The sequence below is a fragment of the Streptomyces carpinensis genome, from assembly GCF_002154505.1.
Lineage (GTDB): Bacteria > Actinomycetota > Actinomycetes > Streptomycetales > Streptomycetaceae > Streptomyces > Streptomyces carpinensis.
This window is the reverse complement of the sequence record NZ_MUBM01000096.1, coordinates 1-17,149: the sequence shown is the minus strand read 5'-3', so window position 1 is coordinate 17,149 and position 17,149 is coordinate 1. Positions and strand designations below refer to the sequence as shown.

The window sequence follows — 17,149 nt, the reverse complement described above, 5'->3', positions numbered from 1 at the left end:
TTCCTCACGCCTTCTCAAGGGCGAACCCGGCCCTGATCCACTTGCTGGACTCCACCGTCACGGCGAGCGCCCGCTGTCCCCGGTCCAGCCGGGGCAGCAGGCGGTCGAGTTGCAGGAACGGCAGCGCGTTGCCGGTGTTGCCGGTCTCGGACACACAGGAGACCTCGGTCGCCGACGGCACCGGCAGGCGTTCCATGATGCGTGCGGTCATCCGCCCGGACAGCTGCGGCGGCAGGATGTGGTCGACCTCGTCAACTGTCCAGCCGAGCTCGCCCAGCAGCTCCCAGACGATCTCCACCGAGATCGCCGGGACATGCTCCTCGATCGCCTTGTAGTCCTCGGCGAGCATCCGCCGCTCCGTGTCCCGGTCGCTGAGGCCGGACCAGTCGATGAACTGGCCGGGCGGGCGGCGCAGCCCGGCGCACCGGTTGAGCACCCCGCGCAGCGCGACCGCCTCCTCGCCCGGCTCCGCGGTGAGGACGACGGCACCCGCGCCGTCTCCGAACAGCACGTGGTTGACCAGTTCCTCGGTCGGCATCCGGGCCGCGCTGCGGCGCACGGCGAGAAACCGGTGAGTGACGTCACCGCCGATCAGCAGGCCCGCACGATGGCCCCCGGCGACGAGACGGCGGCCGAGGTCGAGCGCCTGGACCGCTCCGGAGCAGCCCGCCTGGAGCTGGTAGACGGGCAGATGGTCCATGCCGAGCCGGTCCGCGACCTCGGTCGCGGTGGTCGGCAGCAGATGGTCGGGGGTGGCCGTGGCGAGGACGAGGAACTCGATGTCGGCGGGTCCGAGCCCGGCGGCCTCAAGGGCCCGCGCCCCGGCCTCCGCACACAGGTCCGCGAGCGTCCTGAGCACCTCGCCGGTGGCCGGGTCCCAGGCGAAGTGCCGGGCCCTGGTGCCGACGAAGAGGTCGATCCACTCCTCGCTCACGCCCAGCAGCTTCGCGAGGGCGGCGTTGTCCACCGGGTCGCCGGGCAGCGCCGTTCCGGCCGCGGCGAGGTACACCGTGTCACGGGGCATGTTCACCGGTCCTCCCTCATGCCGCATTGACCATGACCATGTCGTCGAGGAAGTCCGCGAGCGTGCCGACCGAGCGCAGCGCGGGCAGCAGCTCCTGGACGGAGACCTCGCCGACCTGCGGCAGCCGGCTCTCCACCCGGCCCTTGAGCTGCATGATCATCACCGAGTCGAAGCCCAGATCCTCGTAGAAGCGGGCCTCGCGCAGCACGCGTTCGCGGGGGTGGCCGCCGACCTCCACGACCGCGTCCACGACGGCGGCCAGCACCGGTCCCGGCTCCCGCGGTTCCCGTGCGTGCTCCGGTGTGCCTTCCGGCTGCGCCGGGGACTGTGGTTCGGGGGACCGGGTCTCGGGGTACCGCTGCTCCGCCGGGGCGGGGGCCGGGCCCGGCCGGCGGTCCCAGAAGTGGTGGTCGCTGCGGAAGACGTAGGGCCGCAGCCGCACCATGACCCGGTGGCCGGGCGCGTAGAGCGCCTCCCACACCGGGTCGAGGCCGGCCCGGTGGAGCGCGGCGACGGTCTCCGCCAGTTCGCGGCCGGTCGCCTCGGGACCGGGTGCGGGGTGCAGGCCCTCCAGGGCCGCCGCGTGACCGGCGCGGCCCGCCAGTGGCAGCAGCTGGGGGCGCGGGCCGATCTCCAGCAGGTGGGTGGGGGACGTCTCCGCGACGAGCGCGCCCAGCGCCGCGTCGAAGAGCACGGGCAGCGCCGCCTGGTCCGCCCAGTAGGCGCCGTCCATGGGTTCCTCGCGCAGCATCCGGCCGTACCGGGTGGAGAAGACGGGCACCGCCGGCGCCGTGGCCCGCACGGGCTCCTCGCGCAGGGCCTCGGCCATCAGGGCGGTCTGGGGCGCGTGGAAGGCGTGGGTGACGGGCAGGTTCCGGGTGTCCACGTTGCGGGCGCGCAAAGCCTGTCCGATGCGGGACAGGGCTTCGCGCGGGCCGGACAGGACCGTGTCGCTGGGGCCGTTGACCGCGGCGATCCTCACCTCGGGCTCCGCGGCGAGGAGTTCGGCGACCGGCTCGCCGCCTGCGCGTACCGCCAGCATGCCGCCGTCTTCGGGGAGGTCCCGCAGCAGCGCGGCGCGCCGGACCACCAGACGAGCGGCCTCGTCCAGGTCGAGCGCGCCGGCCGTCACCGCGGCCGCGTACTCGCCCAGGCTGTGGCCGAGCACCGCGGCCGGCGTCACGCCGAGCGCGACGAGCGTACGGGCCAGGGCGCAGCCCACGGCGAACAGGGCGGGCTGGGCGAACGCCGGCTCGTGCACCCGCTCGTCGCCGCTCAGGATCACCTCGCGCACCGAGGCGCCCAGATACGGGGCGAGCGCCGCGTCGGCCTCGTCGAGGTGCCTGCGATAGAGGGGCGAGTCCCGGTAGAGGGGCGCGGTCATGCCGGCGTGGGCGCTGCCCTGGCCGGTGAACAGGAAGGCGACGACGGGGCGGGCCCACGGGCGGTGCGCGGCCGTGGCCGAGAGGTCCTCGGCCGCTGCCTTGCGCAGGGCGTCCGCGAGTTCCGCGCTGTCCCGGGCGGCCACCGCGAACCGGTACGGCAGCCCGGTCTTGATCCGATTGCTGCTCCAGCACAGCCGTGCCGCGTCCCCGCGCGGCCGCCCGGCCACGTCCTCCGCCTGCGCGACGAGATTGCGCCGCAGCGCCTCCGGTGTGTCGCCGCTGAGCGTGAACACCCCGGTCTCACCGCTTCTCGGCGTCGCGCCCGTGACCGAGGCGCCCGCCGGAGCAGGGGACGCGGACAGGGCGGCCCTGGGCGCGGTGGACAGCACCGCGTGGCTGTTGGTGCCGCCCATGCCGAAGCTGCTGACGGCGGCGACGGTCTCGCCCGGGGGAAGTCTGAGGGGGGATTTCAGGAGGCGCATGCCGCGGCCGGCCAGTTTGAGCTGGGGGTTCTCGCGGTCGGCGAAGCGGCTGGCCGGGACGACCCGGTGGTGCAGGGCGAGGGCTGCCTTGATGAGCGCGGCGATGCCCGCCGCTCCCTCCAGGTGCCCGAGATTGCCCTTGACCGAGCCGATCGCGCAGGGCGCGGGGCGCGGCACCGCGTGGACGGAGCCGAGCGCGGCGCACTCGATGGTGTCGCCGAGCACCGTGCCGGTGCCGTGCGCCTCGATGAAGGCGACCTGGTCGGGTGTGATGCCGGACCGTTCGTAGGCGGCTTGCACCACGGCCTGCTGCGACCAGCGGTTGGGCGCGGTCACCCCGTTGCTGCGGCCGTCCTGGTTGACGGCGCTGCCGCGCAGCACGGCGTAGATCCGCTGGCCGTCGGCGACCGCGTCGACCAGCCGGCGCAGCACCACCAGGCCCACGCCCTCGCCGCGCACGATGCCGTCGGCGTCCGCGCTGAACGGTTTGCAGCGCCCGTCGGGCGCGGCCAGCCCCATCTGCGCGTACACCAGTCCGAGCGACGGGGACAGCAGCACGTTGACCCCGCCCGCCAGCGCGGTGTCGCACTCCCCCGTGCGCAGCGCGCCCGCCGCCAGATGCACGGCGACCAGGGACGAGGAGCAGGCGGTGTCCACGGCGAGGCTCGGCCCGGTGAAGTTGAAGTGGTATGAGATGCGGTTGGCGGCCATGCCGTTGCTGCTGCCCGCGCCGAGCTGCGGGGTGGCGCTCGCGGGCGAGCCCATGGTGAGCCGGCCCCACTCGCCGCCCATCATGCCGACGAACACCCCGGTGTCGCTGCCGGCGAGGTCCCCGGGGGGCCGGCCGGAGTCCTCCAGGGCCCGCCAGGCGCAGTGCAGGAGCAGCCGGTGGTGCGGGTCCATGGCGGCGGCCTCGCGCGGGCTGACGGAGAAGAAGTCGGCGTCGAAGACATCGGCGTCGTCGAGGAATCCGCCCGCCCCGGGGACGGCGGGGAAGTCGTCCGGGTCCCAGCGCCGCGCGGGGACACCGCCGACGGCGTCGCCGCCGCGCATCAGCAGGTCCCAGTAGGCCTCGGCGCCCGCCGCGCCGGGAAAGGCGCAGTCGAGTCCGACGATGGCGATGTCCTCCATCAGCGCAGCCTCTCCGACAGCCCCGGCAGCACCGCGCACAGATAGCCGGTGAGACTCGCGACGGTGGGGTGGTCCCACAGCAGGGTGGGCTCCACGTCGAGGCCGAACTCGTCCTCCAGGTCGCCGCACAGGCTGAGCGCGGACACCGAGTCCATGCCGTACTCGGCCAGCGGCACGGTGGGGTCGATGGTGTCGGGCGCCCGGCGCAGGTAGAGGGAGAGCCGGTCGAGCAGCCAGTCGTGCGGCGCGGCGGGGCCGGCCGGGGTGCGCCGACTCGTGGGAGTGGTCATCGCGGGACTCCTTCGGTGGGTCGGACCCATGCGCCGGTCAGCCGGGGATGGGAGAGTTGTAGAGGTCGTAGCTGCTCTGGACGGCGTGGCGGAGCTGCACCTCGTGGCGGATCCGCGTCGCGCACTCCGGGGGCAGCTCGCCGGCGCGCGCGCCGAGCCGCCCGGCGACCCGGTGCAGGGCCGCGGCCGCCCAGCAGGGGTCGGCCAGGAACGGGTCGGGGCCGCCGCGGGCGTGGTACCAGACGCCGAGCACCGCGGCGGCGGCGAGCAGCAGCGCGTACCGGTCCATGAGGGCGAAGCACGCCGCCTTCGGCCGGGACGGAGCCGCGGTCGCCTCCAGGGCGAGGACGCGGGTGCGCAGTTCGCGGTACTCCTCGACCAGCTGCGCGGCGAGAGCGCGCAGGGCTCGCTCGGCCGGGCCGCCGCCTTCGATGCTCTCGCTGATGGCGAGCATCGATGCGGTGAGGGAGTCCCGCCCGCACGCGAGACTGAGCCGGTCGGTGCGCAGTGGGGGGACCTCGCCGCGCAGCTGGAAGAGGGTCTTCGGCGCCTCGTCCCCCTGGAACCAGGAACGGCGGGCGAGGCGCGGCATCTGGGGTATCACGGTGGCCTGGCAGGCGACGGTCCCGGCGTGGCCGAGGCTGAGCACGGGGACGTCGCGGACGTGTTTCTGGAAGATGCCCAGGGTTCCCTCCCGGGTGTAGAACCCGGCTCCGAGGACGATGGACAGGTCGTACATCGTCTCGGTGAGGACCTTCGGCAGCAGGTACTTGAGCGCGGCCGAGTAGACACTGGTCTCGGCGGGCAGCACGTGCAGGGCCCTGGTGGCGACGACCGCGAGGCTGTCGTACAGCAGCAGGTTGACGAAGGCGCCGGCGAGCGCGGCGTCGGTGCGGGAGCGGTCTGCGCCGGCCGGGTGCCAGCCGCCGGAGCGCTCGTGGTCGAAGCGGACGGCGGTGCGCAGGCTGGTGTCGACGGCGGCGACGGCCATCGCGGAGACGACGGTCCGGCTGATCTGGAAGGACCGCAGGGCTGTCTCGATGCCGCCGCCCTCCGGGCCGAGCAGCGCCGACTCCGGTACGGGGCAGCCGTCGAACTCGATCCCGGCGAACCTGAGGCCGCGCAGTCCCACGGGGGACCGGCGGGGCGTCACCACGGCATGCGTGTATGGCAGTTCGCGCGGATCGAGCAGGAGCACCGAGTGGCTGCGGCTGCCGGGTTCGGGATCGGTGCGGCAGAACAGGACCAGCGCTCCGGCCCGTTCCAGGTTGTTGATCAGGGGTTTGCCGCCGTTCAGCAGGAAGCCGCCCGCCGCTCGGCGGCCGGTGACCTGGCTGCGGACGTAGTCGTTGCTGTGCGCGGTCTCGTGCTGGGCGATGGCCGCCCGGCCACCGTCCAGCAGCAGCTCGGCGAGCCGGCGGCGCTGGCCGTCGCTGCCCGTGGTCCACACGTCGGAGGCGGCCATGTACGTGGTCAGACCGTAGCCCATGGCCAGGCCCACGTCCCGGCGGAAGACCGGGCGCATGACGCGCACCAGTGCGTCGACGCGGCCCAGCCGGCCGCCCAGCTCGCGGGGCACGAACTCGGCGGCGAGCCGGAAGCGGTCGAGCAGCGACTCACCCGCCGCGAAGGGCACCGCCGCCCGGTCGGCCGACAGCAGGCCGGCGTAGCCCAGCGGGTTGGCGGAGTCGGTGGGGTCGCCGAGGAGGTCCTCCAGCTCGGTGACCCGGGCCTGCACGGCTTCCTCGCACTGCTCCGCCACGGGGGCGGTGAGCAGCGGACTCACCACGGCCGGCCCCCCTTCGCCGGTTCGGGCCGCAGCAGGTCCTCGCCGAGCAGTTCGTCGTCGGCGCGGACCAGGGCGTGTACGTCGGGGGTGAGCACCTCGTACTCGCCGCGCAGCACGCCCTGCAGGAACAGGTCGCGCATCGCGGTCCGCTGGATCTTGCCGCTGGTGGTGCGGCGCACGGTGCCGGGCCGCACCAGCAGGACGTTGCCGGCCGGGATGTCGAACTCCTTGCCGACCAGCTCCTGGATGCGCTGGGCCACGGAGCGCAGACCCTCGTCGGTGACGCCGGCCAGCCGGACCTCCTGGACGAGGACGAGCTGTTCCCGGTCGGCCTCCACGGAGAACGCGGCACCGGTGCCGAAGGTGAGTGCGGGGCTGACGGACTTCACCGCGCCCTCGAGGTCCTGCGGGTAGACGTTGCGCCCGTTGATGATGACGACCTCCTTCAGCCGCCCGGTGACGAACAGTTCACCGTCGTCGAGGAGGCCGAGGTCGCCGGTGCGCAGGAAGTTGCTCTCCTCGTCGTTGAGGGTGGCGCGGAAGACCCGCACGCTCTCGGTGGGCCGCTTCCAGTAGCCGCGGGCCACGCTGGCACCGCGTACCCAGATCTCCCCGACGTTGCCGGGCCGCAGTTCGTGGTGGGTGACCGGGTCGACAATGCGCACGTCGAGGCCGGCCGGCCGGCCGCAGCCGACCAGGGTGCGGGCGGCGCGGCCCGCGACGGCCCTGGTGGCCCGGTCGCGCTCCAGTTCCGCCTGGTCGAAGAGCCGTTCGATGTGCGGGATACCGGGCGTGCCGCCGGAGACGACGAGGGTGGCCTCGGCGAGGCCGTAGGAGGGGTAGAGCGCTTCCGGGCGCAGTCCGGCCGGGGCGAACCGCTCGGCGAACGTGCGCAGGCTGTCCGCGCGCACCGGCTCGGCGCCGTTGATCACCAGCCGCCAGCGGGACAGGTCGAGGGAGCCGATCTGCTCGTCGGTGACCCGCCGCACGCACAGCTCGAAGCAGAAGTTCGGGCCGCCGCCGACGGTGACGCCGTACTCGTCGATGGCCTGCAGCCAGCGCAGGGGGCGTTTGATGAAGGACAGCGGAGAGATCTGCACGCCGTGGCTCCCCAGCCAGACGGGGTGCAGCAGATGGGCGACCAGGCCCATGTCGTGGAAGTGCGGCAGCCAGCTGCCGAAGACGTCCTCGCGGGTGGTGCGCAGCACCGCTTGCAGGGACTCCTGGTTGGCCAGCAGGTTGCGGTGCGAGACCATCACGCCGCGCGGCTCGGACACCGAGCCGGAGGTGTACTGCAGGAACGCCAGGTCGTCGGACCGGGCGGCGACGGGCCGGAAGTCGGCGGCGTCGGCGGTCCCGGGGGCGTCGGTGACCACGCAGGCGGCGTCCTGGCGGTTGCTGCGGGCCAGCCACAGGGCCACCTCGGGCGCGCCGGACGTCTCGGTCAGCACGACCGCCGCGCCGCTGTCCTTCAGGACGGCCGATGTGCGGTTGAGCCGCTTGCCGTGGCCGGCCTCGCCGGGCATCGGCGCCGGCACCGCGATGCCACCGGCGTACAGGCAGCCCGCGAACGCCTTCAGGAACTCGACGGTGGAGGAGTACAGCAGCAGCACCGGCTTGCGGGCCACGTCGTACTGCTGGAGGCAGGCGGCTATGCGCCGCGCCTCCTGGTCGAGCTCGCCGTACGTCAGGTGCTCGGCCCGGACGCCGCCGCGCGTGTCGCGCAGGTGGATGTGCACATCCTGGTCGGCGAGCTCCGCCGTCCGCGTCCGGAGCAGCTCGGTGAAGGTGGCGAAGTGTGACTGTGACATCCCCGGCATCCCCTCGCGTCAGCGTGTCCGTGGGTTCGCGGACCACTCGTACCGAGCGATGGTCCGCGCGGGCCCTAAAGGCGCGCCAAAGCGGCGTCGGGGCGGTCCGGTAGGGGTGGACAGGGGTCCTCGGCGGGGGTGCCGGGCCCGATTCTCGGTGGTATGGACACTCACGTTCTCGGTGACACGGACACACGAGCAAGGCAGGGGTCGGCGGTCGTCTTCCCCGGGATGGGGCCCACGCCCTTCTCCGAGGTGGCCAGGTTCATGCTGGTCGACCCCTACGCCAGACAGCTGCTGGCGAGGGCCGACGAGGTGCTGGGCTACCGGCTGACCGACCGCTATCAGCAGACCGAAGGCGACTACTCGGTGTACGGGCAGATCTCCTTCGTGGTGAACTGCCTGGCGCTGGCGCGCTGGGCCGAGGAGCGGCTGGAGATCCGCCCGGAACTGGTGGTGGGCCCCAGCTTCGGCGGCCGGGCCGCCTCGGTGTACGCCGGGGTGCTGGACTTCGCGGACGCGGTGCGCATGACGGCGCGGCTCGCGGAGGTGATGGAGGAGTACTTCGCCGCCGAGCATCCCGAGCTGGTGACGCAGTCGATGGCACGGCTGCCCGAGGAGAGGCTGCGGCTGCTGCGCGACGAGCTGGCGGAGCGCGGCGAGTTCCACGACGTCGCCTGCGTCGTCGACCACGACTTCTTCATGCTCACGGTGCGCGAGGAGGTGCTGGGCGGGCTTCAGCAGCGGATCCGCTCGCTGGGCGGCATGCCGCTGTACACGATGAAGCCGCCGATGCACAGCCATCTGTTCGGCCCGCTGCGCGAACGCGTGGACGCGGAGATCTTCTCCGGCATGACCTGGTCGGATCCGCTGCTGCCGGTGGTCGCCGACCAGGACGGCCGGACGCTGACCACGGGCGCCGAGGTGCGCGGGATGCTGCTGGACGGTTTCGTCCGCACGGTGCACTGGCCCGATGTGGTGTCCGCGCTCAGCGGGGCAGGTGTGGGCACGCTGCATGTGGCGGGTCAGGACGGCCTGTTCACGCGGGTCGCCGCGACCACACGGGCCTTCCGGGTGCGGCCCGTCACCCCGGCGTCGGTCATGCGGCCGGTGCGCCGCCGGCCGGCGGCGCTCGTCTGACGTTCGCGCTCACGCGCAGGGGGCCGGTGCCGTCGGGCACCGGCCCCCGATCCATGTGTGGCGCGCGGATCAGCGCCCGTCGACGCTGAAGGCGTAGAAGGTTCCCTCGGTGTCGCTGCCGGTGGTGCCGCCGCCGGACGCGAAGCGCTGGTAGCCGTTGCCCCAGTACACGGTGCCGTCCACGATCGCGGGGCCGGCGTTGGAGGAGTACGGGGCGCTGAAGTCCCAGAGGTACGCGCCGGTGGCCGCGTTCAGCGCGTACATGCGCCCGCTGGTGGAGGAGGCGAACACCACGCCGCCCGCCACGCTGAGCGCGCCCCACGCGAATCCGTCCGAGGGGTCCGCGACCTGCCACAGGATCCGGCCGGTCCGCGGGTCGAGGGCCACGAAGGAGCTGCCGCTGGTCGTCGTGCCGTCGGCCATCGGGTACTGCAGCTTGTTGAAGTCCGCCTCGGCCAGGTAGATGCGCTTGCCGTCGTACGCCGTGCCCCACTCGATGCCGCCGACGTGGCCGCCGGGGCCGGCCGCGGCGCTCCAGACGACCTCGCCGGTGGCCGCGTCGAGCAGCCAGTACTCGCCGCTCTTCTGGCCCGCGCCGATCACCTTGCGGTACGTGCCGTCGGCGTTCTTGATGGTGAACAGGTGCGAGCCGTCGCCGAAGTCGCTGTCCTCACCGTGGTTGGTGGGGCAGTTGTTCGGTGGCAGCCCGTCCACACAGCCGCTGTTCCAGGCGTCGAACTTGCGTGCGCCGGAGGCCCACTTGACGCGGCCGCTGGACATGTCGACGGCCAGCACCGAGTCGACGTAGTTCTCCGGGTCCATGCACTCGCCGGGAGTGCCGCCGGCGCTCTGGCAGTCCAGGACGCTCTGCGGCAACTGGTAGTTGTTGCCGGTGGTGAAGTACACCGTGTTGGTCGACGGGTCGATGGCCGGGGCGCCCCAGACCGCGACGCCGCTGTAGCCGCCCGGCTTGCCGCCGTTGTCCGGCACGGTGTACGTCCGCCACAGCAGCTTCCCGGTCCTGGCGTCGAGGGCGTTCATGCTGCCGCGGAACGTGCAGCAGGTGTACGTCGGGTCGGCGCCCCTCAGCTCCGACTCGCGGGAGGAGACGCCCTCGTAGACCACCCCGTTGTACACCACGGGCGACTGGGTGAGCACGGCCAGGTACTGCGTGTCCAGCTGCTTGCGCCAGACGAGCCGGCCGGTCTTGGCGCTGACCGCCATCAGGTACGCGTGGTCGTAGTCGCCGATGTAGACGACGCCGTCGACGACGGCGGGGCTGGTGCGGGACACCGAGCCCGCCATCCCGTTGTAGTCGGATATGGGGTAGGACCAGATGCTCCGCCCCGTGGCCGCGTCCACCTTGTGCAGGTAGCCGCCCCAGTCGGGGAAGTACACCGCGCCGCCGACCACCGCGGGGGTGGCGGAGACGTCGCCGTGGGTCCGGTACGTCCACTTGGCCTTCAGCCGGCCCGCGTTGCTCGGGTTGATCGTCTTCTCGGCCGGGTTGAAGCGGGTCTGTGCCAGGTCGTGCCCGAACGTCGGCCAGGAGGAGCTCCCGGTGGCGTCGACAGCGTCCCCGGTGGCCGTGGCCGGCTGCGCGGAGAGCAGGGCCGCGGCGAGCATGAGCACGGCCAGCAGCGCGAGTCTGCGCACCGCCCCGCGCCCTGCTCCGACGAGACTGAGCATGGGTCTTCCCTTTCCGTTTCTGTGCGTCATCTGTGGTCCGTGTGGGGGGACGTGCCCTGCGCGGGCGTGCCGAGCAGTTCCGCCGCGTGCGCGGTCAGGCGCAGACGGTCGGTCTTCTTGTTGGTGTTGAGGGGGAACGCGTCGAGCCGGTGGTAGTGGCGCGGGACCATCTGCGGCGGCAGCAGCGCCAGCAGGCCCCGGCGCAGCTCCTGAGGGGAGTGCGGCTCGCCGAGGTAGAAGGTGACGAGTTCGGTGCTGCCCGCGACCGGCACGCCCACCACGACCGCGTCGGCCACCGGGGTGCCGGTGCGCAGGGCGTGCTCGACCTCGGCCAGCTCCACCCGGTAGCCCTGGACCTGCACCTGGGAGTCGGTGCGCCCGAGGTAGACCAGCTGGCCGTCGGGGAGCCGGCGCACCCGGTCCCCGGTGCGGTACCACAGCGCACCGTCGTGCTCCAGGTACTTGCCCCGGCCGTCCTCCGGGTCGAGGTAGCCGGCCGACAACTGCGGTCCGGAGAGCCACAGTTCGCCCTCGTCGGTGCGAGGGTCGCCGTCCGCGCCCAGCAGCAGCTCGGCGTGTCCGTCGTGCAGCCGGCCCAGCGGCACGACGCCGTTCATGCCGAGCCGGGTCGACTCGTCCGGCGACCAGCGGTGGCGATGGGTGGTGATGGTCATCTCCGTGGGGCCGTACACGTTGATGACCGCGGAGCCGGGGGCGGCCTGCTGCCAGGCGTCGGTGTCCTGGAACTGCAGCGCCTCGCCGCCGAAGTACGTCCAGCGCAGCGTGGGCATGCTGCCGGGGGTGAGCCGGCCGGTGCGCCGGGCCAGGGAGATCACGCTGGGGGCGGAGAACCAGACGGTGATGCCGTGTTCGTTCACGAAGGCGGGCAGGTCGCGGTAGGCGTGTGGCGACACCGAGACCAAGGGGGCGCCGACGGCCCAGGCACACCACAGGTCGGAGACGGCCGAGTCCCAGTTGAGGCCGGCGGCCTGGGAGAAGACGTCGTGCTCGGTGAAGTCGTACCAGGCGTCCATCAGCCCGAAGTAGTGCGCCATGTTGCCGTGGGTGAGTCGCACGCCCTTGGGACGGCCGGTGGAGCCGGAGGTGAACAGCACGTAGGCCACGTCGTCGGGACCGGCGGGACGGGGTCGGGTGAGAGCGGTGCCAGGACCGGGTGTGACGGGGCGGAAGGCGCCGGCCCCGGCCAGGCCGGGCGTGGGGCTCCCGGAGTCGGCCGGGGTGCCGGCGGTGGGCGGGTCGGCGTGCGGGGCCAGGACCGCGACGTCGCGTGATCCGACGGGGTGGTGGGCCAGGCGTGGGAGGAGGGCGGCGCCGTCCTCGTCGACGATCAGTGCCGAGACCTCGGCGGACTCCAGCATCGCCGCGATCTTGCCGTCCGGGAAGTCGGCCAGCAGCGGCACCGCGGTGACCCCGGCGTACAGGCTCGCCAGGATGCCGAGGTACGCGGTCAGGCTGCGGCCCGTGACGATGCCCACTGCTTTGGGCGGGCCGCCGGGCGCGGCCAGCAGGGCGCCGGCCCAGGACAGGGCGAGCTCATGGGCCCGGGCGTAGGTGACCGTGTCCTGGCCGACGCGCACCGCGACGCCCTGCGGGGACCGCTGCAGACCGCGCAGGAAACGGCCGTGCAGCGCGCTCGACGACACCCCTTCCCACTCTGCGCCTTCCATCTCTGCTCCTTCTCGTCGGAATTCCGGCAGAAAACAGCCGAGCCGATGCGCGGGATGGAATCCCGCAATTTCGCGTCCTCCGGAAGCGTTATTGACACCCACTCGCACCGGCTTCATTATTCTCGTATGACCGATAACATTTCCGTCGCCGAAAACGGCGCACTGCTGAACGATTCCTGGGACGGCGCTTTCGAGGCGGTGCTCCGCCCCCATCTGCCGTTCCTGTCGTCCGACGAGCCGCTGACCGGGGACGCCGACCTACCCCACCTGGGGCTGGACTCGGTGGGTACGGTCGAACTGCTCGCCGCCCTGGAGAGCACCTACAAGGTGCGTTTCCTGGACGACGCCCTGCACCGGGAGAATTTCGCCACTCCGGATATCCTGTGGCACACGCTCAGGGCAATGGCGAACCCGAACACCTGAATTCAACTCCCCCGGTCGGCCCGAATCGGACGTCACATCATCCGATGCGGGCCGACCGGCCTTTCGTGACCCGGACCGAAATCAGCCGAGGATTCCCATGAGGCTTTCCTCGATCCGGTCGAGGGGCCGGCGCACATGCGGCAGCGCCAGCGGATCCTCCGCGTCCAGCGACTGCTGCTGCTCCTCGGCCGTCGCGCCGTACAGCATGCTCGTGGCGGCCTTGAACCTCAGGGCGCCCTCGTCGTCGCCGAGCAGATGGCCGCCGAGCACCACGACACCGAACCGGTCCAGCAGGAAGCGGGCCAGCGAGGGCGAGTCGGTCACCGACCGCTTGGCGGCGAGTTCCTCGCGCAGCGGCTCGAAGTCGGGGTAGACGTAGAAGGCGCCGACCGGGGGGCGGCAGCGGGCGCCCGCCGCGACACAGATGCGGTGCACCTCGCGGGCGACGACCCCGTGCAGCCGTGCGCTCGCCGCGAGCCGCCGCCGGATCTCCGGCGGCTCCGCGAAGGCGTACGCCGCCGCCTCCTGCATGGGCCGGGCCAGCGTGGACCAGATCTCGCTGGCCGCGGAGAGCACCCCGGCCCGGATCGCCTCGCCCCAGGGCCCGAGCGGGAACCGCGCGATGCCGATCCGCCAGCCGCCCACCGCGAGGCTCTTGCTCAGCCCGCTGGTGACCACGGTCCGTTCCGGGGCGACCTCGGCGGGGCTGAGGTAGGGGGTGGCAGGGTCGTGCATCACGTCCCGGTAGATCTCGTCCGAGACGATCAGCAGGTCCTCCTGCTCCGCGATGGCGCACAACTCCCGTACGAGGTGCGGCGGGGCCAGGGTGCCGGTGGGGTTGTCGGGCAGGGTCAGCACCAGGATGCGCGGGTCGTGTCCGGCGGTCCGCGCCGCCCGGATCCGCTCTCGCAGCGCGCCGGGGTCAGGGATCCCGCCGCACTCCGCGGGGATCTCCACGGCGAGGGCCCGCTTGCCGGCCAGGGCGGCCTGCGGGGCGTAGGTGTTCCACGCCGGGCGCGGCAGCAGGACGTCTCCGGGCACCACCAGATCGAGGGCCATCAGCAGCGGCTTGCTGCCCGGCGCCACGACCACCTGGTCGGGTTCGGTCGGCAGCCGGCGGCGGGTGAACCAGCCCGCGCCCGCGGCCCGTACGGCGAGATCGCCGGCCACCGGTCCGTACGCCGTCTGCCGCGCCCCCACGGCGACGCGCTCGACGAGCGGCTCGAAGGGCGGCAGCCGGGACTCGCCGAAGCCCAGGTGCACAAGGGGTTCCCCGGCGGCCTGGCGCTGCGCGACGAGCTGGTTGAGCTCCAGGTTCGGCGACATCCTGGTACGGATGGCCGGGGTGTCGGTCGTTGCCGTGTCGGTCATCTCGGGCTCCTCAGCGGGCCCCGGCGGCGACTGCCAGCGGGCCGGTGTCCGCGGTGTCGTCGCTGTCCTCGGCCGCCTCGGCGGCCCGGTCGTGTCCGGTCACGGCCCGTACGATGTCGGCGGGGGTGTCCGGGTGCAGGCGCAGCTCGTCGAGCCAGGCGGCGGCGGGGTCGTGGAACGCCCGGAACGGACGCCCCACCACGGCCGGCTGACGGGCCTGCAGCATGCGCAACTGGAAGAAGCGGCCCTCGGGGGTGTCCTCCACGCCGTCGACCACGACCTTGCCGGGCGTCGCGGACATCACGGGTCCGCGAACCGTGCGGGCGAGTCCGGGCAGGGTGCGGTAGGCGGCCTGGAAGAGGTCCACGGCGCGGGCGAGCGGCACCTTGAAGTAGTCGTACGGGCCGGTGTCGCGCTCGACGAACATGTAGTACGGCACGGCGCCGGCCGCGTGTTCGGCGCGCCACAGGGCGGCGAGGTCGGCGGCGTCGTCGTTGACGCGGGCGATCAGCGGGGCCTGGCAGTAGACGACCGCGCCGGTGGAGCGGATACGGGCCAGTGCGCGGCGGGCCATGTCGGTGCGCAGCTCGCGCGGGTGGCTGAAGTGCGCCATGACCGCGAGGTTGCGGCCGGTTGCGGTCACCTTCTCGAAGAGCCTGAGAAGGTCGTCGGCGTCGGGGTCGGTGACGAATCGCTGGGGCCAGTAGGCGACCGACTTGGTGCCGATCCGGACGGTCCGGACGGTGTCCACGCCGAGCAGCGGTTCCAGGTGGTTCACCAGCCGCTCGGTCGTCATGATCATCGGGTCGCCACCGGTCACCAGCACATCGGTGACGTCGCGGTGGTCGCCGAGGTAGGCGATGAGGCCGCTGGGGTCGGGTGCGGCGAAGCGCAGGTCGGCGTCGCCGACGAACTGGGCCCAGCGGAAGCAGTAGGTGCAGTACGCGTGGCAGGTCTGGCCCTGGCTGGGGAAGTACAGGACCGTCTCGCGGTACTTGTGCTGCATGCCGGGCAGCGGGGCGCCGTCCCGGGTGGGGACGTTGAGCTCCTTCTGACCGGACGGGTGCGGGTTGAGCCTGCCGCGGATCTGCTGGACCAGGGAGCGCAGGCCCGCCTTGGTGCCCGGGTCGGCGGAGAGCGCGGCCAGGCCCCGCTCGTCCTGCTCGGAGAGCATGCCGCGCTGCGGGAAGACCAGCTGGAACATCGGGTCGTCCGGGACGCGGTCCCAGTCGATCAGTTCGGACAGGACGTATTCGTTGACTCTGAAGGGCAGCACCAGGGACACCAGCCGGACGGTTTCCCGTACCTCGGTAGGCAATCCGTAGCGATCCGCTATCTCGTCGAGCTGCCGCGGCCCGTAGGCGCGGAAGCGCCCCGTTCCCACGAGGTCGGTTGCCAGCAAGGACATGCGAACGTTCCTCCAGCCTGATGCCCGGCCGGTTCCGGGGGTTTGCTCGGGAGCGTTTCGATGCTAGGGAGAGCCGCGCGCAAGAGGACCCCGGACCGGACCCCAGGCCCACCCCTTACGACGGGCCGGAGTGTGCCGGCCCAAGGGGGGCGCGGGGCAGTGTTCCCTGCGTGGCTCCGCGGCGACGGCCCCCGCTCGGGCGAAGGCGAGAGTGGGAAGCCCCCATGCGGCCACAGCCGGACGGCAGGGTGTCGGCACGAAGCCGCCCGGGCCCCTGAGAGGCGGGCCCGGGCGGCTTCCTGGGTTCGGCGGTGCTCACATGGCGCCGGCGGCAGTCGCCGTCCCCTGCGGTGCGGCGGCGAGTTCGGCGGAGCGCTCCGTGTCGTTCTTGACCGATCGCAGCGTGGCGAGCGCGAACACGGCGGCCAGCGCCATGACGACGGCGCCGGCCATGGAGCCGACGTGGACTTCGGTGGTGAAGGCGGTGCGGGCCGCCGTCACCAGGCTCTCCGAGGCGGGCGCGGGCAGCGTGTGCGCGACCGCGAGAGCGCCGCCGATGGTCTCGCGGGCCGGGTCCAGGGCCTGCTGCGGCACGCCGGCGGGCGCGTCCAGCGCGGAACTGCCCCGGTAGGCGGCGGCACCGATGGTGCCCAGCACGGCGATGCCCATCGCTCCCCCGAACTCCTGACCGGTCTGCAGCAGAGCGGACGCGGAGCCGGCGCGTTCGGGCGGCGCCTGACCGACGACCATCTCGGTGACCAGCGTGAGGACGGGCGTGAGCCCCACGGCGAGCGCGATGATGCCCACCAGCATGTACGCCAGGCCGTCGCTCGCCGGCACCCGTGTGAGCATCAGCAGCGCGAACGTGGCGATGCTGAACCCCGTGCCGATGATGTACGCGGGCCTGATGGTCCTCACCAGCACGGTGGCGACGGGAACGGCGGCGCCGACGGCGATCGTGCCCGGGATGGTCCAGAGCGCGGCCTTGAGGGCGCTCATGCCGAGCACGTTCTGCAGGTACTGGGTGCTGAAGAGGGAGTAGCCGACGAGGATGAACGACGCCAGCGTGTTCGTCAGTACGGACGCGCCGAAGACCCGGTTGCGCAACAGCTCCACGTCGATCATCGGCTGCTCGACCCGGAACTGACGGCGGACGAACAGCGGCGCGACGGCCAGGCCGACCAGTACCGCGGCGACCGGGACGAGGTCGAACCCGTCGATCGCGATCTTCTTGAAGCCGTAGATGACCGGCAGCACGGCCGCGAGTGACAGCAGCGCGCTGAGCAGGTCGAAACGCCCGGCGAGGTGGGCCCTGAACTCCGGCAGCAGCAGGGGCCCGAGCACCAGCAGCAGCACCATCACCGGCACGTTGATGATGAAGACGGAACCCCACCAGAACCAGTTCAGCAGCGCGCCGCTGACCACCGGGCCGAGCGCGGCGCCGGCCGCCATGCCCGTCGACCACACGGCGACCGCCGTACGCCGCTGGGTCTGGTCGTGGAAGAGGTTGCGGATCAG

General features: G+C 72.7%; 12 protein-coding genes. 2 read left to right on the top strand and 10 right to left on the bottom strand.

What is annotated here, in order from left to right:
- Window positions 1-4: 4 nt before the first annotated feature.
- From BZY54_RS14465 to BZY54_RS14445, 5 genes are read right to left on the bottom strand one after another with little or no spacing between them, the layout of a single operon-like run.
- Window positions 5-1,024, bottom strand: coding sequence for a 3-oxoacyl-ACP synthase III family protein (locus BZY54_RS14465; protein ID WP_086725643.1), 1,020 nt, complete (start codon window positions 1,022-1,024; stop codon window positions 5-7).
- Window positions 1,025-1,040: 16 nt separating this feature from the next.
- Window positions 1,041-4,022 (bottom strand): type I polyketide synthase, encoded by a 2,982-nt coding sequence (locus BZY54_RS14460; protein ID WP_086725586.1) that lies wholly within the window; start codon window positions 4,020-4,022, stop codon window positions 1,041-1,043.
- Window positions 4,022-4,312: an acyl carrier protein gene (locus tag BZY54_RS14455; RefSeq protein ID WP_086725585.1), complete on the bottom strand. Its 291-nt coding sequence runs from the start codon at window positions 4,310-4,312 to the stop codon at window positions 4,022-4,024. Before BZY54_RS14455 ends, BZY54_RS14460 begins: the two co-directional genes overlap by 1 nt.
- Before the next feature lie 37 nt (window positions 4,313-4,349).
- Entirely contained in the window at window positions 4,350-6,101 is a 1,752-nt protein-coding gene (locus BZY54_RS14450) for an acyl-CoA dehydrogenase family protein (protein ID WP_086725584.1), read from the bottom strand.
- Window positions 6,095-7,912 carry a fatty acyl-AMP ligase gene (locus tag BZY54_RS14445; RefSeq protein WP_244217163.1) on the bottom strand — a complete coding sequence of 606 codons (1,818 nt, stop codon included), beginning with the start codon at window positions 7,910-7,912 and terminating at the stop codon, window positions 6,095-6,097. Before BZY54_RS14445 ends, BZY54_RS14450 begins: the two co-directional genes overlap by 7 nt.
- Window positions 7,913-8,074: 162 nt before the next feature.
- Between BZY54_RS14445 and BZY54_RS14440 the strand changes: the two genes are divergently transcribed.
- Window positions 8,075-9,052 (top strand): ACP S-malonyltransferase, encoded by a 978-nt coding sequence (locus BZY54_RS14440; RefSeq protein ID WP_086725582.1) that lies wholly within the window; start codon window positions 8,075-8,077, stop codon window positions 9,050-9,052.
- Between the two features lie 69 nt (window positions 9,053-9,121).
- Here the strand turns inward: BZY54_RS14440 and BZY54_RS14435 are convergent, their stop codons facing one another.
- Together BZY54_RS14435 and BZY54_RS14430 are read right to left on the bottom strand one after the other, a co-directional pair.
- Window positions 9,122-10,741 carry an outer membrane protein assembly factor BamB family protein gene (locus BZY54_RS14435; RefSeq protein WP_244217162.1) on the bottom strand — a complete coding sequence of 540 codons (1,620 nt, stop codon included), beginning with the start codon at window positions 10,739-10,741 and terminating at the stop codon, window positions 9,122-9,124.
- A gap of 26 nt (window positions 10,742-10,767) precedes the next feature.
- Complete coding sequence (locus BZY54_RS14430; RefSeq protein ID WP_208640651.1) at window positions 10,768-12,429, bottom strand: AMP-binding protein; 1,662 nt, start codon at window positions 12,427-12,429, stop codon at window positions 10,768-10,770.
- A gap of 126 nt (window positions 12,430-12,555) precedes the next feature.
- Between BZY54_RS14430 and BZY54_RS14425 the strand changes: the two genes are divergently transcribed.
- Complete coding sequence (locus tag BZY54_RS14425) at window positions 12,556-12,852, top strand: phosphopantetheine-binding protein (protein ID WP_086725581.1); 297 nt, start codon at window positions 12,556-12,558, stop codon at window positions 12,850-12,852.
- A gap of 81 nt (window positions 12,853-12,933) precedes the next feature.
- Here the strand turns inward: BZY54_RS14425 and BZY54_RS14420 are convergent, their stop codons facing one another.
- The 3 genes from BZY54_RS14420 to BZY54_RS14410 form a co-directional block, all read right to left on the bottom strand.
- Window positions 12,934-14,223 carry a pyridoxal phosphate-dependent aminotransferase gene (locus BZY54_RS14420; RefSeq protein ID WP_244217161.1) on the bottom strand — a complete coding sequence of 430 codons (1,290 nt, stop codon included), beginning with the start codon at window positions 14,221-14,223 and terminating at the stop codon, window positions 12,934-12,936.
- Window positions 14,224-14,233: 10 nt separating this feature from the next.
- Complete coding sequence (locus tag BZY54_RS14415) at window positions 14,234-15,631, bottom strand: KamA family radical SAM protein (RefSeq protein ID WP_244217160.1); 1,398 nt, start codon at window positions 15,629-15,631, stop codon at window positions 14,234-14,236.
- Between the two features lie 315 nt (window positions 15,632-15,946).
- The coding region (locus BZY54_RS14410; protein ID WP_107419715.1) for an MFS transporter at window positions 15,947-17,149 on the bottom strand (1,203 nt) is incomplete at its 5' end.

Excerpts from the sequence above, each read along its gene's own strand:
- BZY54_RS14465 (WP_086725643.1), bottom strand. The coding sequence starts at position 1,024 with ATGCCCCGTGACACGGTGTACCTCGCCGCGGCCGGAACGGCGCTGCCC.
- BZY54_RS14460 (WP_086725586.1), bottom strand. The coding sequence starts at position 4,022 with ATGGAGGACATCGCCATCGTCGGACTCGACTGCGCCTTTCCCGGCGCG.
- BZY54_RS14455 (WP_086725585.1), bottom strand. The coding sequence starts at position 4,312 with ATGACCACTCCCACGAGTCGGCGCACCCCGGCCGGCCCCGCCGCGCCG.
- BZY54_RS14445 (WP_244217163.1), bottom strand. The coding sequence starts at position 7,912 with ATGTCACAGTCACACTTCGCCACCTTCACCGAGCTGCTCCGGACGCGG.
- BZY54_RS14440 (WP_086725582.1), top strand. The coding sequence starts at position 8,075 with ATGGACACTCACGTTCTCGGTGACACGGACACACGAGCAAGGCAGGGG.
- BZY54_RS14435 (WP_244217162.1), bottom strand. The coding sequence starts at position 10,741 with ATGCTCAGTCTCGTCGGAGCAGGGCGCGGGGCGGTGCGCAGACTCGCG.
- BZY54_RS14430 (WP_208640651.1), bottom strand. The coding sequence starts at position 12,429 with ATGGAAGGCGCAGAGTGGGAAGGGGTGTCGTCGAGCGCGCTGCACGGC.
- BZY54_RS14425 (WP_086725581.1), top strand. The coding sequence starts at position 12,556 with ATGACCGATAACATTTCCGTCGCCGAAAACGGCGCACTGCTGAACGAT.
- BZY54_RS14420 (WP_244217161.1), bottom strand. The coding sequence starts at position 14,223 with ATGACCGACACGGCAACGACCGACACCCCGGCCATCCGTACCAGGATG.
- BZY54_RS14415 (WP_244217160.1), bottom strand. The coding sequence starts at position 15,631 with ATGTCCTTGCTGGCAACCGACCTCGTGGGAACGGGGCGCTTCCGCGCC.